The organism is Pseudarthrobacter oxydans, from assembly GCF_030812335.1.
Classification (GTDB): Bacteria; Actinomycetota; Actinomycetes; order Actinomycetales; family Micrococcaceae; genus Arthrobacter; species Arthrobacter oxydans_B.
Window position 1 is genome coordinate 154055 of the sequence record NZ_JAUSSN010000008.1, and the last position, 14146, is coordinate 168200.

The window sequence follows — 14146 nt, forward strand, 5'->3', positions numbered from 1 at the left end:
GGCAAAAGACCGTTGTTTCCAGTCGGTGGATCGGCGTAGGGTCTGGGACCATGACCGAACAGCAGCACTACGAGCTGGTCCAGCGCTTCCCGCACTTCGAGCTGCGCCGCTATCCCTCGCACGTTGTGGCCGAAATTCAGGTCAATGCGACGTTTGACCAGGCCGGGAATGCTGCCTTCCGGCACCTGTTCAACTACATCAGCGGCAGCAACACCGCCCGGCAGAAGCTGGCGATGACAGCCCCGGTGATCCAGGAGCTCGGTCCTTCGCAGAAGCTGGCGATGACCGCCCCGGTGCTCCAGAGCGGTCCGCTGCCGGGAAAGGAAGGTAGCGCTGACTTTGTCGTTGCCTTTGTGCTCCCCGCAGGCGTGACGGCGGAGACGGCCCCGGTCCCGGCCGACCCCCAGGTCAAGATCCGGACCGTCCCCGGGTCTCTGGCGGCTGCTCTGCGGTTCTCGGGCAGCGGCTCGGAAGCTGCCTTTGAACGGCGCAACACCGGCCTGCAGGCGGCACTGGTGCTGGCCGGGCTGACTCCGGCGGGGCCGCCACGGTTCGCCCGCTTTGATCCGCCGTTCAAACCGTGGTTCCTGCGCCGCAACGAGGTTATCCAGGACGTGCAGGAGCCCCACCCCGAGTCGGGCGAGCCCGGCCCCGGAGCCGGGTAAGGCAAAATGGCAGGGTGACTCAACTCCCGCAGCGCCCCGCCAGTTCAGCCTCCGCACCGCAGCCCCGGACTCCGTCCGCCGGTGCCCAGCCTCCCCAGACTCAGGCCCGGCAGGCACAGGCCCAGCACCCCCAGTCCCCGCACACGCAGGAGTCCGGCATCGCTGCCCAGATCGCCGCCGAGCTCGGCGTGCAGGCGTGGCAGGTTAAGGCGGCCGTGGACCTGCTCGACGCCGGCTCCACCGTGCCGTTCATCGCCCGGTACCGCAAGGAAGCCACCGGGACGCTCGACGACACCCAGCTCCGCGAACTCGACGAGCGGCTGCGCTACCTCCGCGAGCTCGAGGACCGCCGCCGGACCGTTCTGGAGGCGATCGCCGCGCAGGGTGCCCTGACCCCGGGACTGCAGGCCGCCGTCGTCGGCGCCGAGACAAAGTCGCGGCTGGAGGACATCTACCTGCCGTTCAAGACCAAACGGCGGACCAAGGCGCAGATCGCCCGCGAGGCCGGGCTGGAGCCGCTCGCCGACGCTCTGCTGAAGCGGCCGGAGCTGGATCCGGAACGCGAAGCCGCCCGGTACCTCAACGCCGAACATGCCATCGTCGACGCCGCCGCGGCGCTCGCCGGCGCCCGCTCCATCCTGGTGGAGCGTGTCGCGCAGGACCCCGATCTGGCCGCCACGCTGCGGGAGCGGCTCTGGACGCAGGGCCGGATGGTCTCCCGCGTGAAGAAGGGCAAGGACGCCGAGGGGCAGAAGTTCAAGGACTATTTCGAGTTCTCCCAGCAGCCGTCCGGGATGCCCTCGCACCGTGTCCTGGCGCTGCTGCGCGGCGAGAAGGACGGGGTGCTGGAGCTGGATCTGACCGAGGCTGAACCGAACGACGACGCCGCCCTCACCGCCGCGGGCGGCCGGTACGAAGCCGCCGTGGCCCGGTTCCTCGGGGTCGCCGACCGCGGCCGGCCCGCCGACGCGTGGCTGCTGCAGACCGCGCAGCTCGCCTGGCGCTCGCGGGTGCTGGCCCGGCTGACCGCAGACCTGCGGAGCCGGATGTTCGCCGCCGCCGAGGACGAGGCCGTTCGGGTCTTCGCCGCCAACCTCCGGGACGTGCTCCTCGCCGCACCGGCCGGAAACCGCGCCACCCTGGGCCTGGACCCGGGACTGCGCACCGGGGTGAAGGTCGCGGTGGTGGACGGCACCGGCAAGGTGGTGGCGACGGACACGATCTACCCGCACGCCCCGGCCCGGAAGTGGGACGAGGCGCTGCGGACGCTCGTGGACCTGGCCCGGAAGCACCGCGTCGAGCTGGTGGCGATCGGCAACGGCACCGCGTCGCGGGAGACCGACAAGCTCGCCGCGGAACTGCTCAAGCAGCTCACGGCGTCGGGCGCTGCTTCAGCAGGCACGGCCAAGCCCCAGAAGATTGTGGTCTCCGAAGCGGGCGCCTCGGTGTACTCCGCGTCGGCGCTGGCCTCCGCCGAGCTGCCTGGCATGGACGTGTCCCTGCGGGGTGCCGTGTCCATCGCGCGGCGCCTGCAGGATCCGCTCGCGGAGCTGGTGAAGATCGAGCCGAAGTCGATCGGCGTCGGGCAGTACCAGCACGACGTCACGGCCGCCAAACTCGACCGCAGCCTCGATGCCGTCGTCGAGGACTGCGTGAACGCGGTGGGCGTGGACGTCAACACCGCCTCCCCGGCGCTGCTGAGCCGGGTGGCCGGCGTCGGGCCGCTGCTGAGCGAGAACATCGTGGCGTACCGGAACGAGCACGGCCCGTTCAGCAAACGCAGCGAGCTGAAGAAGGTTCCCAGGCTCGGCGCCAAGGCGTTCGAACAGTGCGCCGGCTTCCTGCGGATCATCGGGGGAGCGGAGCCGCTGGACGCCTCCAGCGTGCACCCGGAGGCGTACCCGGTGGCGCGCAGGATCAAGGCCGCCGCTGGCGGGAAGGCCCCGGCCGCGGGAAGCTTCGCCGCCCTGAACCCGCAGGACTTCGTCGACGGCTCCTTCGGCCTGCCCACGGTGCAGGACATCATCGCCGAACTCGAGAAGCCCGGCCGTGACCCGCGTCCGGCCTTCGCGGCGGTGACGTTCGCGGAAGGCATCGAGAAGATCTCGGACCTCCGGCCCGGGATGGTGCTGGAGGGGACGGTGACCAATGTGGCGGCGTTCGGCGCGTTTGTCGACGTCGGGGTGCACCAGGACGGCCTGGTGCACGTCTCCGCGCTGGCCAACCGCTTCGTGTCCGATCCGCGGGAAGTGGTCAAGTCCGGCCAGGTGGTGCGGGTCAAGGTGCTGGAGGCCGATCCGGAGCGGAAGCGCATCTCGCTGACGCTGCGGCTCGACGACGAACCGGTTGCCGGTGGATCGGCCGCCGGCGGATCCCGTGCCGGTGGACGTGCGGCTGACCGGCCGGACCGCCCGCGGCAGACGGCTCCACAGGCGGCTCAGCAGCCGTCCGGACAGCCCTCCGGTAAGCCGACCGGTCAGCCGGCCGGCAAGCCGGCACCCGACCGGAGGACCCCCGCCAGGCAGCCTCAGCGGTCGACTCCTGTTCCGGCGCCTGCCAACACGGCGATGGCGGAGGCGCTGCGGAAGGCCGGACTTGGAAAGTAGGGCCCGGAGGTAATCCGTCCGTTCATCGCGGATTTCCTACCGCTCGTCGCATAAATAGTACGTTTGCTGTCGATTTGCACCATGATTGCCGGAGGCAACGGCCGAATTGAGGCCGTTCGCCTCTACGCCGTTGGGACACCGACGTCTTCGACAAGTAATGGGAGCACTTATGGGCTGGCTAGACCGTGAACGAACGATTGCCCCACCCGGATTCAACCGGTGGCTGGTGCCGCCCGCAGCGCTCGCCGTGCACCTGTGCATCGGCCAGGCGTACGCGACGAGTGTCTACAAGACGGCGCTGGTAAAGCACTTCGGCGCCAGCCTGACCGAGATCGGTGTGATCTTCTCGATCGCCATCGTGATGCTGGGACTCTCCGCCGCCATCATGGGCACGTGGGTGGATAAGAACGGTCCGCGCAAGGCGATGTTCACCTCGGCGATGTTCTGGGCCAGCGGCTTCCTGATCGGCTCGCTCGGCATCTTCAGCGGCCAGCTCTGGCTCGTCTACCTGGGCTACGGCTTCATCGGCGGCATCGGACTCGGGATCGGCTACATCTCGCCGGTGTCCACCCTGATCAAATGGTTCCCCGACCGTCCGGGCCTCGCGACCGGCATGGCCATCATGGGCTTCGGCGGCGGTGCCCTGATCGCCAGCCCGGTCTCCACAGGGCTGCTGAAAATGTACGACCCGAATTCCGGCGCCCAGGGCTGGGTGGCCAGCGGCGACTCCGTCGGCAAGCTCTTCCTGACCCTCGCCGTCGTCTACCTCGCCTACATGCTGTTCGGCGCCTTCACGATCAAGGTCCCGGCCGAGGGCTGGAAGCCGGCCGGCTTTGACCCCTCCAAGGTCAAGACCGCCACGCTTGTCACCACCGACAACGTCTCCGCCAAGAACGCCGTCAAGACCAAGCAGTTCTGGCTCGTCTGGATCGCCCTTTTCTGCAACGTCACCGCCGGCATCGGCATCCTGGAGCAGGCCGCCCCGATGATCCAGGACTTCTTCCGCCAGTCCGACGGCGTGTCCCTGGTCAGCGCCGCCGTCGCCTCCGGCTTCGTCGGGCTGCTCTCAATAGGCAACATGTCCGGCCGCTTCGCCTGGTCCGCCACCTCCGATGTGACCGGCCGCAAGCGCATCTACATGATGTACCTCGGGGTCGGCGCCGTGCTCTACACGGTCCTGGCACTGGGCGGGTCCTCCAGCACCTTCCTCTACGTGGCGCTGGCGTTCGTCATCATCTCCTTCTACGGCGGCGGCTTCGCGACCGTCCCGGCCTACCTGCGAGATCTCTTCGGCACGTTCCAGGTCGGGGCGATCCACGGCCGGCTCCTCACCGCGTGGTCCGCGGCCGGCATCGCCGGGCCGCTGATCGTCAACGCCTTCCTGGATGCCCAGGGCAAGCCCGGCCAGCTGACTGCCGCGTCCTACCAGCCCGCACTGCTGACCATGGTGGGGCTGCTGATCATCGGTTTTGTGGCTAACCTGCTGGTCAAACCGGTCGACGCCCGTTTCCACGAACCACGCCCGGACCGCGTCCGGGCCGAAGAACCCGCCATGGAGGCCTGAGATGAGCACAGTACAAACATCGGTGAAACCGTCCACCACCGGGAGGCTGGTCGCTGCCTGGGCGCTGGTTGGAGTGCCGCTGGGGTACGGCGTGTACGAAACCCTGACGCGAGTGGCGGCCCTGTTTGGCTGACACCGCTGGAGGGTCCACGGCCACCGCACACGCCGCTGCCGCGTCATTCACGCCCCCGGTGACCTTCACCACCCGGCCCACACTGCAGGGCACCTTCGGGATGAGCGCGTCCACGCACTGGCTGGCGACGGCGGCGGCTCAGGCCGTGCTGGAACGCGGCGGTAACGCGTTCGACGCCGCGACAGCGGGAGCGTTCGTGCTGCACGTCGTTGAGCCGCACCTGAACGGGCCCGGCGGGGACATGACCGGCGTCTTCGTCACCGCCGAGGCACCGGGCACGCCGGTGGTCCTGATGGGCCAGGGCCCGGCCCCGGCCGGAGCCACCGTGGAGCACTATCTCGCCGAGGGCCTGGAACTGGTGCCGGGCTCGGGGGCGCTGGCCGCCGCGGTGCCCGCCGCCGTCGACGCCTGGCTCCTGCTGCTGCGCGACCGCGGGACGTGGGAACTGGACGAGGTACTGGAATTCGCGATCGGCTATGCCCGCGACGGGCACCCGATGCTGGGCCGGGTCGGGATGACGATCGCAGCGGTGGCGGAGCTGTTCCAGACGCACTGGCCCACCTCGGCCGAACTCTGGATGCCCGGCGGCCGGATCCCGGCCGAGGGGGAGCTGGTCCGGAACCCGGCCTACGCCCGGACCTTGCAGCGGCTCGTCGACGCCGGGACCGCCGGTCCGCTGGAGTCTGCGGTGGTTGCTCCGGCCGGGACTCGGGTTGTCTCTCCGGCTGGGCAGTCCCGCGAGGGCAGGATCGACGCGGCCCGCCGCGAATGGCGCGAGGGCTTCGTGGCCCAGGCCATGGTGGACTCCGTCCAGACCCCGCACCGGCATTCCTCCGGCACGGACCACCGCGGTGTCCTCACACTGCAGGATCTCGCGGGGTTCGAGGCCGGCTACGAGCCGGCTGTCACGGTCGAGTTCCGCGGGCGCACGGTCGCCAAGACGGGGCCGTGGGGCCAGGGCCCGGCGCTGCTGCAGACCCTTGCGCTGCTCGAGGGGTTCGACGACGAGTACCTCGATCCGTCCACCGAGCTCGGCGCGCACACCATCCTGGAGGCCCAGAAGCTGGCGCTCGCGGACCGCGAAGCGTACTACGGCGACACCGACGTGCCGCTGGAGTACCTCCTGTCCGAGGAGTACTGCGCCGGCCGCCGGGCGCTGATCGGCGAGCGGGCCTCGCACGAATTCCGGCCCGGTTCGGTACCCGGGAGGGCGCCGTACCTGCCACCGCTGCGCACCCACTACACGCCGCCGGCGCTCGGGGCCGGGGGCTCCGCCGGGCTCGGCGTGGGGGAGCCGACCGTGGCGCCGAGCGGGGAAACCCGCGGCGACACCTGCCATATCGACGTCGTGGACCGCTGGGGCAACATGGTCTCGGCCACCCCCTCCGGCGGCTGGCTGCAGTCCTCACCCGCCATCCCGGAGCTGGGTTTCTGCCTCGGTACCCGGCTGCAGATGACCTGGCTGGAACCGGGCACACCGTCCACCCTGACGCCGGGCAAACGGCCGCGCACCACGCTGACCCCGACCCTGGTGCTGCGGGACGGCACGGCCGTCACCGCGCTCGGTTCGCCGGGCGGTGACCAGCAGGATCAGTGGCAGTTGCCGTACCTGCTGCGCACGATCGTCGGCGGCTACTCACCGCAGCAGGCCGTCGACGCCCCCACCTTCCATACGACGTCGATGCCCGGGTCGTTCTGGCCGCGCACCTGGGAACCCGGCGGCGCCGTCGTCGAGGACCGGCTGGGGGAGGACGTCATTGCGGGTCTGGAACGCCGCGGTCATGTCATCACCCGCGCGGGCGGCTGGGCGCTGGGGCGGCTGTCCGCCGTCGTTCGTGATCCTGCAACCGGCGTCCTCCAGGCGGCAGCCAACCCCCGCGGCGCGCAGGGGTACGCTGCGGGACGCTAGGCGTGGAATCGTGCCGGGGGACGCGCAGCGTGGAGTTCTGAGGTCTGCGTTCCTCGTCCTGAGCCTGCCTGACGTGTCGGCCCGGAGGAGCAGGACGTTCAGGCTCTCAGCCGAGGAATTCGTTGAGCGCGATCAGGTTGCCTTCGGAGTCTTCCAGGAACGCTGATTTCGCCGGGCCGAAGTCCATGACGTCCCCGCTGGTCCTGCCTTCGACGCCGGCGAAGCTGGCCGGGGCGGGTGGCTGGAACGTGGCGCCACGGGCCTTGAGCAGCTCGACGACTTCCTCGATGCCGGTGACCATGAAACTGATCATGGGGTAGGGCGGCGGAACGCGGTCCGGCATTTCGCTCAGTGCAATGCTCGAGCCGTTTGCCGCGCCGAACACCATGGGGTCGTCTGTTGGGCCGGTGAGTAGGTCGAGGCCGAGGACGTCACGGTAGAACCTTCGGGCGCGGTCTCCGTCCTGGGCGGGCAGGATTGGATTGACGTAGAAGCGGTTGAGCATGCGGTGCCTCCTCGTTCGCGGTGCGATGCCGGATGCTTCCATCGTGGCAGAAGGCGGCCGCCTGCGACGGGGCCGAGGCAACGACTGTTAGCCGGCCCTCACGAGCCGGTCCATGAAGCGGACCGACTCCGCGGCGATCTGCTGCTGTGCCTGTTCGCGGGAGATGCCCGGCTCGCCGTCCCCGGGTTGCTCACCGTAGTCCCCGAAGAAGGCGTGCACGCCGCCTTCCACTGTTGTGTAGATGGCGGTCGGGGGAAGCATCGGCTTCGACGCCGCGATCTTGTCCGGAGTGGTGAGGCCATCGTTCGAGCCGGAGATCGACAGCACCGCGAGGTCACCGGACTCCGCCATGCTGTCCGCGGGGTACGAGGCAAACAGCAGAAGTCCGGACACCTCGGGGTTCGCCTGCGCGAAGGCTGACGCGCTGACTCCTCCCAGCGAGTGGCCACCAACCGCCCACGTGGTGATCTCGGGGTGCCGGTCGATGGCTCCGCGTGCCTGGCCTGGGTGCAGCAGAGAAATGCCCAGAGGTACTTTCAAGACGACGACCAGATAGCCTGCGTTCGCGAGCGGGCGCAGGATGTCCTGGTAGGCGCGCGCATCAACCCGAGCCCCCGGGTAGAAGACGAGGCCCGCTCTGGCCTTCCCTTCCGGGGCGAGAGTGATGGTCGTGGCGTCTTCGGTGGTGCTGGTAGGCGTAGTCCCGGGCGACCCTAGTGCCTCGCCGGCACTACCGCCGGGCTGGTACGTAAACGGATTGAGCCACGCCAGAGCCGCGACCAGGCCCAAAGCAACAATCCGGCCCGCGAGGCCGCGGAGCAGTTGCCGGCCCGACACGTGGCGCTGCGCCCGTTGGTGTTCTGGCAGGTCCGTGTGGTTGTCGTGGTTCCAGCGTTCGAGCAGAGCCGAGCGTGTGACCAGCCTGAACATCCAGAGGAAGCCGAGCGCGGCAGCTGCCGAGAGCAGGATGGGCAGGGCGGGGTGGCCCCCGAGGACGGCGCTGTTGCCAAGCAACATCCATAGCGGGACCACGATCAGCGCCAAAGCGGCGACGACGCCGCTCCAGTCCAGGACTTCCGCGCTGAGGTGCGTCGAGTGTTCGGGGTCGTCCGGTCTGGCATCCTTCACAGTTCGATTTTATCTCCATGATCGAGATAGCTGGATCCTGGAAAGTCCCAACGCCACCTTTGATCTCTTCGCCCGCTGCCTGCCTGCCTGCGGCCCTCATCGGCCGCACGGTCAGGCTGCGGTGGCGAGGTCTGTGGGGTGGAAGTAGTAGTTGCGTCGGGGTTTTTGGCGTGGGTCGAGGTGTGGGGGCGGGATGAACCAGGGGATGCCGGTGCGGACCTGGATGGTCCAGTGTTCTTTGTGGATCAGGTGGTGGTGGTGGGAACAGAGAAGTGCGGCGTTCTCGGTGCCGGTGGTTCCGCCGCGGGACCAGTAGTCGATGTGGTGCGCTTCGCACCAGGGTGCGGGGATGGTGCAGCCGGGGAACGCGCAGCCTTGGTCGCGGGCGGTGAGGGCTTTGCGGATGTGCGGCGGGAAGACCCGTGAGGTGCGGCCGATGTCCAGGATCCGGCCTTCGGTGCCGAGGAGGACGGGGATGATGTCCGCGTCGCAGGCGATCTTCCGGACGGTGGAGGCGGTAACGGGTCCGGTGAAGAGCAGGTTTCCGGTGTGCTCCGGCGTGACGCCCGGGCGGAAGGGACCGCCGGCGGTGCCTTGGACGTCGCCGTCGGTGGGCCCGTCGCTGGGCCCGGCGCCGTGTCCGAGCCGGGTGAGTAGGTCGCGGTAGTCGATGGTGACCATGACCTGGGGGCGGAGTCCTCCGGCGGCGGGCAGGGTGCCGGCGGCGAGGGCGACCTTGGCGGCGCCGACGAGGCCGTCGAGGAGTTTCTGCGGGCGTGAGCGCAGGTCAAGAGGAACGTCCACGCCAGCATTCAGGCGGTCATTCCCGCTGCTATTGCCGCCAGGGTTCCCGCTGTTGTTGCCGGCCTCGGGCCAGGCGCTGGCGTCGGTGACGGCTCCGGCGCAGTGGGTGGCCGCCGCCGCGGCGGGCCTGCCCGCGGACCCCGCACCGGAAGCCGCGCTTCCCGGTGCCTCGGCGGCAGTTCCCGGTGCCGCGGTTCCCGGCGTCTCCACCGCGGTTCCCGAGGCTCCCGGTGTTTCCGGGGCGGTGGTGCGGGGGTTGGTGGCGGTGTTCATGACGGTGAGGAGGTGTTCGAACTGTTCGGCCGTCGCGAAGATTTCCAGGTGCTGGAGTCCGTGGCGGGGTTTGCGGATGAAGGCGCCCTGGAGCTGGCGCAGGAGTTCCTCGGAGGGCTCGGCGCCGTCCTGGTCCAGCGCATCGGTCCAGCTCCGGGCCACCCGGGTCAGGAAGTCCGGGTCGTTCTCGACCGCGGTGCGGGTCAGGGCGTGTTCCATCCGGTCGGCGGCCTCGGCGTCGGAGACGTGCCGGACACGGTCCAGGGCCAGGGCGATGATGGTCGCGGCCCGGGACGCGACCTCGCCGGCGGCGACGGCGGAGCCGAGTTCCCCGTGCACGGGCGGGAGGGGTTCGCCGGTGAATCCCTGCCGCGGCAAGAGGCTCTCGGCGAGGGACAGCCGGCGGCGGGCCTCGGCGGCGCTGATCCGCAGCCGCGCCCGCAGGAACTCTGTGGTGTTCCGGTATCCGTCATCCACAGCAGCAACCGCCGGGGCGTCCACGGCAACAGCAACTGCCGGGCCGTCAGCGGCTGCCGGGGCGTCCACAGCTCCCGCCGCCGTATCCTCGGCCACGCTGTCCGGTCCGGCGGTCCCGGCCTCCGTGAAAGCGTCGGGGCCGGTGGTTTCCCGCCAGCCGGTGGTCCACGACGTGCCCGCCCTCATGGCGGCGGCCGCGGCCTGTTTGCGGGTCCGGTCCACGGCCCCGGCCGCCACGAGCTGAAGATATTCCGCGATCCGCGAGAGCTCCTCCACGGTGCCGGCGAAGTCCGACGCGGCCTGGAAGCCAAGCAGCGCCGCGTCCTCGACCGCCGTCAAACCCACCTCCCGGAGGGTGGCGAGGGCGTCGTTCACACCGTCGATACCGGGCCGTCCGGCCCGGGAGGCACCGCGGCCGGTGCTGTTCCCAGCGTCCCGGTCCGTGCCCTCGAAAAGAATGAAATCCCTGACGGTTTCCATGAAACAAAATTTACCGGGGAGCTATGACATTTTTCCGACCCGTTACCTTGGCGTCAGAATCCCGCGTCAGGAAGATTCAGGAGGATACGGGAAGACTCAGGACCCGCCATCCAGGAACCGTGGCCGGCCAAACTGCGTGCGAACCCCGGGTGAGAAGAGCACCGATTCGGGCGGCCCCGCGACGTTAATGCCAGCCGCCGCGACCAGCTGATCCTCGAGCTGGGTCAGTTGCGCCCGGTACAGTGGCCACGCCGTGTGCGTGTTGGGAACATACAGGGTCCTATCTCGGAACCGGGTATGTAGACCGAAACGGGCAGTGACGTGGAGGGACAGCGGATCGGTTGCTTCGACGTCGAACTCCGGGGCGACCGCAAAGTCGCTCCGGGCGCCGCCTCGGAAACGCCGGACCCAGTATCCGGCCCGTGGTCCGACCAAATCGACCGAATCGACCGAATCGGCCGGGACGGACGGTGCCGTCTGCCCCGCCGGCCCAGCGGCCCCCGTCAGCCCGGCCGGACGTCCGCCCTCCAAAGAGGCGGACGGATCCAGATCCCCCACCGCGCGGAACCCCGCCCGTGACCACACATAAGGAATCCCGGCCGCCCGCGCAGCCAGCACGACCGCCAGCCGCGTCGCATCCAGGCTGAGGAAAACCACACCCCGGGTTCCGTCGGGCTCGCGGGAGTAAAGCCGCACATTGATCTCGTTGAAGCTTCCGAAATAGGGAATCCCAGGCCCGCGGCCCAAACCGGCGCCCTGCATCCGGAACCCGATCAGCCCCACCCAGGCGGATCCGTCGAACTCGTCCGGCACCACACCCGGCGGCATGAACGGCGCCGCGACGGCATGAGGGATGCGCCAGTGCAGGAAGACCGCGTCCGTCCACCGCTGATCCATGATGATCAGCGTCGGGAGCTCAGGGGCATTCGGCCAGGGATCCTGTCGCATCAAGGCGGGCACGCTAGTTCAGGGGCCGGGCACTGTCCGGAAACGCCCCGCGAGCGAGGAGTTTTCCGGTCGCGTCGGCCAGGGGAAGGGAAGGGAAGCGGCGGATTCACTCATGTCCCGAGCCTAGTGGCAGCCTGTGATACCCGGAAGCGGTTCACACCCCGGTTGACGCGGCGGAGGAATCTTCGGGTTGCTTTTGCCAGGGCCAGCGGCCGGTGATTTCAAGCTCGAGGGAGAAGCTCAGGAAGGTCCGGATCAGCACGATGATGGCGAGCACTCCGACGCTTTCATAGGTGGGTGCGACAGCAACGGTTCGAATGATGTCGGCCGCCACGAGCAGCTCCAGCCCGAGCAAGATGGAGCGGCCCAGCAGTTGCCGGTACGAGCGGTAGACGGAGAGCGGCTCGGAACCCGCAGGATGGCCGCGCGGCCGGAATCCACGGAGCGCCATCGGGATGGACACAACGGCGCCAATCACCATGACGGCCACACCGGCAACGTCCATGTAGCGGCCGGCAGCTTCGATTATCTCCGGAAGTTCCATCGTTCCCCTCACTCGACTGCTGGCTGGCGGCTTGGACGGGACGCCTTAGGGGTACCGTACGCCAACGCCGGCGAGTATGTCCCGGTAGCCCTCGCGGAAAGTCGGGTACCGGAACTCGAATCCAGTGCTCCGCAACAGCGCATTGCTGCAGCGCTTGTTGCCGCCGCGCGACGGCTCGCCGCCGCCGCTCTGCGCACCACCGCTCGCCGCGCCGCTCGGCGAGTTGCCGCTCGACGCCCCGCCGCCCTCAGCGGTGCCCGACGGCGGCCGGGGAAGTCCCAGCTCGGTGGCCAGGAAGCTCAGCACCTCACCCAGCTCGGCGGGCTCGTTGTCCACGCCGAGGTACACCGGTCCCGGGACGGACTCCATGGTGCACAGGTGGACGATCGCGGCCGCTGCGTCGTCGCGGTGGATGCGGTTGGTGAAGCGTGACTCGGCCGGAATGACCGCGGACCCTCCGCGGACCTGATCAATGAGCCGGGTCCGCCCAGGACCATAGATACCGCCGAGCCGCAGCACCACCGGAGTGATTCCGGTCCCGCTCAGCCGGGTGGCGAGGAGATCCTCCGCCTCCCGGATGGTGCGGCCCGAGAACCCGCCGGGTGCCGGCGTCGTGGTTTCATCAATCCAGTTCCCGCCGGCATCGCCGTAGACGGCGGTGGAGGAGACGAACAGCACGCGCCGGACCGGGGCTCCGGAGGCCAACACGGCGTCCAACACGTTCGACAGCCCGTCCACATACGCCGCGCGGTAGGCTGCCTCGGTGGGGGAGTCCGCCGCAATCGCGACGACGACGGCGGTGGTGTCCGCCGGGATGGGCGGCAGTTTCCCGGCGCTCAGGTCAGCCGCTGCACCCTCGATGGCGGCCGGAAGTTTCTCCGGCGAACGCCGCCAGCCGACCACCCGGTGGCCGGCTGCGGCGAACCGCAGCCCCGCCTCGGTGCCCAGATCGCCGCAACCGGCCATAAGTACAGTCATGCTGGCCAGTCTGCCAGTTTTCGGCGGTCACGGCCGCCGAATCCCGGTTAGCGCGCCGGGATCGGGAAGAAGACCCGCGGATCCTGCAGCAGTGCCGGGTAGTCAAAGTCCGAGCGGTTCAGGATCTCGTCGACCTTGAAGTTGCGCGCGAAGCGGCCCTCCACGGTGATCGGACGGCCCAGGACCTTGCCCACGGCGAAGGATGCGCCGCCGTCGAACGGGATGGCGACGGTCGAGTTGCCGGGAAGGGTGTTGAACGCTTCCTCCTGCTGCTGGCGCTTGCGGGTGGGCTTCTTCACGAGCTGCTTCGGCGGGAGCTTGCGCTGCTTCGCGGGGCGGCGGGCGCCGGAATCGGCGTACACGAACTGGTATTCGTCGTCGCCCGCGGCGGCGGCCTTCGCCTTGCCCACCAGCGGCAGGCTGACGGTGTCCAGCTTTTCCGGCGCGGTGTCATCGAGCGGCAGACGGAGAACCCACATGCGGTCGCCCGCAGGATCCTCCGGCACCAGCTCAAGCCGGGGCTCGGGCCAGACGTATTCCAGGTCGGGCTCGGTATCCGGGAACAGCTCCGTGTAAAACCGCGGGTCCTTGGCGATCAGCCGGGAGCGGTGGCTCAGGTGCAGTTCGGGGGCTCCGAGCCACGGCGGCATGGGGATTTTCGCGGCGTAGTCAGGGTGCGCGGCCTGCGGGGCGAATTCCATGATTTTCTCGCGGGTGGTGTCCTCGCCGCCGCGGGCCGTCCACTCGTCGACCACGGTCAGGCCGTAGAGGGTCAGTGCGGGAACGTACCCCATCCACATCCGGATGGCCGGGTGCGACTGCCAGCCGTACTCCGGAATCACCAGCGCACGCAGGGTCTGCAGCGCTTCGACGCGCTGCTTGCCGAGCCGTGCGCGGTCCAAAACCGCGGCGCTCTGCTGGAAATCGGGGAACGGGAGAAAAGTCTGCATCTCTCCAGTTTGAGGCCAAGAAGCCAATGCACCAATTGCGGGCGGCCGCGGGTGAGCGTGTTCACATTTTGGAATGGGACAGACAGTCGCAATGTCGGCGCGTAAACTAACACAAAACAGCCCCGCCCCACGGAAGACACGCGCCCATGTCGACGAATCCAGTACCTGCATCTGCGGCGCCG

At 69.2% G+C, this 14146-nt stretch carries 12 protein-coding genes; 5 read left to right on the top strand and 7 right to left on the bottom strand.

Features of this window, described 5'->3' with window-relative positions; all coding sequences use genetic code 11:
• Positions 1–50 precede the first annotated feature (50 nt).
• From J2W14_RS14505 to J2W14_RS14525, 5 genes are all read left to right on the top strand, one after another.
• Positions 51–665, top strand: a complete 615-nt coding sequence (locus J2W14_RS14505) for an SOUL family heme-binding protein (protein ID WP_307463763.1) — start codon at positions 51–53, stop codon at positions 663–665.
• 158 nt (positions 666–823) lie between these two features.
• Positions 824–3271 (top strand): Tex family protein, encoded by a 2448-nt coding sequence (locus J2W14_RS14510; RefSeq protein ID WP_307463965.1) that lies wholly within the window; start codon positions 824–826, stop codon positions 3269–3271.
• Positions 3272–3440: 169 nt separating this feature from the next.
• Positions 3441–4835, top strand: coding sequence for an OFA family MFS transporter (locus tag J2W14_RS14515; RefSeq protein ID WP_307463765.1), 1395 nt, complete (start codon positions 3441–3443; stop codon positions 4833–4835).
• A gap of 1 nt (position 4836) precedes the next feature.
• Positions 4837–4968 (top strand): MFS transporter small subunit, encoded by a 132-nt coding sequence (locus tag J2W14_RS14520; RefSeq protein WP_307463767.1) that lies wholly within the window; start codon positions 4837–4839, stop codon positions 4966–4968.
• 100 nt (positions 4969–5068) lie between these two features.
• Positions 5069–6877, top strand: coding sequence for a gamma-glutamyltransferase family protein (locus J2W14_RS14525; RefSeq protein WP_307463967.1), 1809 nt, complete (start codon positions 5069–5071; stop codon positions 6875–6877).
• A 106-nt stretch (positions 6878–6983) separates the two neighbouring features.
• Here J2W14_RS14525 and J2W14_RS14530 read toward each other — a convergent pair whose 3' ends face one another.
• The 7 genes from J2W14_RS14530 to J2W14_RS14560 all read right to left on the bottom strand — a co-directional run bounded on the left by J2W14_RS14530 (position 6984) and on the right by J2W14_RS14560 (position 13964).
• Positions 6984–7382, bottom strand: coding sequence for a VOC family protein (locus tag J2W14_RS14530; protein ID WP_307463769.1), 399 nt, complete (start codon positions 7380–7382; stop codon positions 6984–6986).
• A gap of 87 nt (positions 7383–7469) precedes the next feature.
• Positions 7470–8510, bottom strand: a complete 1041-nt coding sequence (locus J2W14_RS14535; RefSeq protein ID WP_307463771.1) for an alpha/beta hydrolase — start codon at positions 8508–8510, stop codon at positions 7470–7472.
• A 111-nt stretch (positions 8511–8621) separates the two neighbouring features.
• Positions 8622–10544 (bottom strand): HNH endonuclease, encoded by a 1923-nt coding sequence (locus J2W14_RS14540; RefSeq protein ID WP_307463773.1) that lies wholly within the window; start codon positions 10542–10544, stop codon positions 8622–8624.
• A 96-nt stretch (positions 10545–10640) separates the two neighbouring features.
• Entirely contained in the window at positions 10641–11492 is an 852-nt protein-coding gene (locus J2W14_RS14545) for a DUF2071 domain-containing protein (protein WP_307463775.1), read from the bottom strand.
• A gap of 154 nt (positions 11493–11646) precedes the next feature.
• Positions 11647–12036, bottom strand: a complete 390-nt coding sequence (locus J2W14_RS14550; protein WP_307463777.1) for a DUF1622 domain-containing protein — start codon at positions 12034–12036, stop codon at positions 11647–11649.
• A 45-nt stretch (positions 12037–12081) separates the two neighbouring features.
• Positions 12082–13014, bottom strand: a complete 933-nt coding sequence (locus tag J2W14_RS14555) for an SDR family oxidoreductase (protein WP_307463779.1) — start codon at positions 13012–13014, stop codon at positions 12082–12084.
• Between the two features lie 47 nt (positions 13015–13061).
• Complete coding sequence (locus J2W14_RS14560) at positions 13062–13964, bottom strand: MSMEG_6728 family protein (protein ID WP_307463781.1); 903 nt, start codon at positions 13962–13964, stop codon at positions 13062–13064.
• Between the last annotated feature and the right edge of the window lie 182 nt (positions 13965–14146).

What these genes read in the sequence shown, in the direction of transcription:
- J2W14_RS14505 (WP_307463763.1), top strand. Translation starts at nt 51, where the DNA reads ATGACCGAACAGCAGCACTACGAGCTGGTCCAGCGCTTCCCGCACTTC.
- J2W14_RS14515 (WP_307463765.1), top strand. Translation starts at nt 3,441, where the DNA reads ATGGGCTGGCTAGACCGTGAACGAACGATTGCCCCACCCGGATTCAAC.
- J2W14_RS14520 (WP_307463767.1), top strand. Translation starts at nt 4,837, where the DNA reads ATGAGCACAGTACAAACATCGGTGAAACCGTCCACCACCGGGAGGCTG.
- J2W14_RS14525 (WP_307463967.1), top strand. Translation starts at nt 5,069, where the DNA reads ATGAGCGCGTCCACGCACTGGCTGGCGACGGCGGCGGCTCAGGCCGTG.
- J2W14_RS14530 (WP_307463769.1), bottom strand. Translation starts at nt 7,382, where the DNA reads ATGCTCAACCGCTTCTACGTCAATCCAATCCTGCCCGCCCAGGACGGA.
- J2W14_RS14540 (WP_307463773.1), bottom strand. Translation starts at nt 10,544, where the DNA reads ATGGAAACCGTCAGGGATTTCATTCTTTTCGAGGGCACGGACCGGGAC.
- J2W14_RS14545 (WP_307463775.1), bottom strand. Translation starts at nt 11,492, where the DNA reads ATGCGACAGGATCCCTGGCCGAATGCCCCTGAGCTCCCGACGCTGATC.
- J2W14_RS14550 (WP_307463777.1), bottom strand. Translation starts at nt 12,036, where the DNA reads ATGGAACTTCCGGAGATAATCGAAGCTGCCGGCCGCTACATGGACGTT.
- J2W14_RS14555 (WP_307463779.1), bottom strand. Translation starts at nt 13,014, where the DNA reads ATGACTGTACTTATGGCCGGTTGCGGCGATCTGGGCACCGAGGCGGGG.
- J2W14_RS14560 (WP_307463781.1), bottom strand. Translation starts at nt 13,964, where the DNA reads ATGCAGACTTTTCTCCCGTTCCCCGATTTCCAGCAGAGCGCCGCGGTT.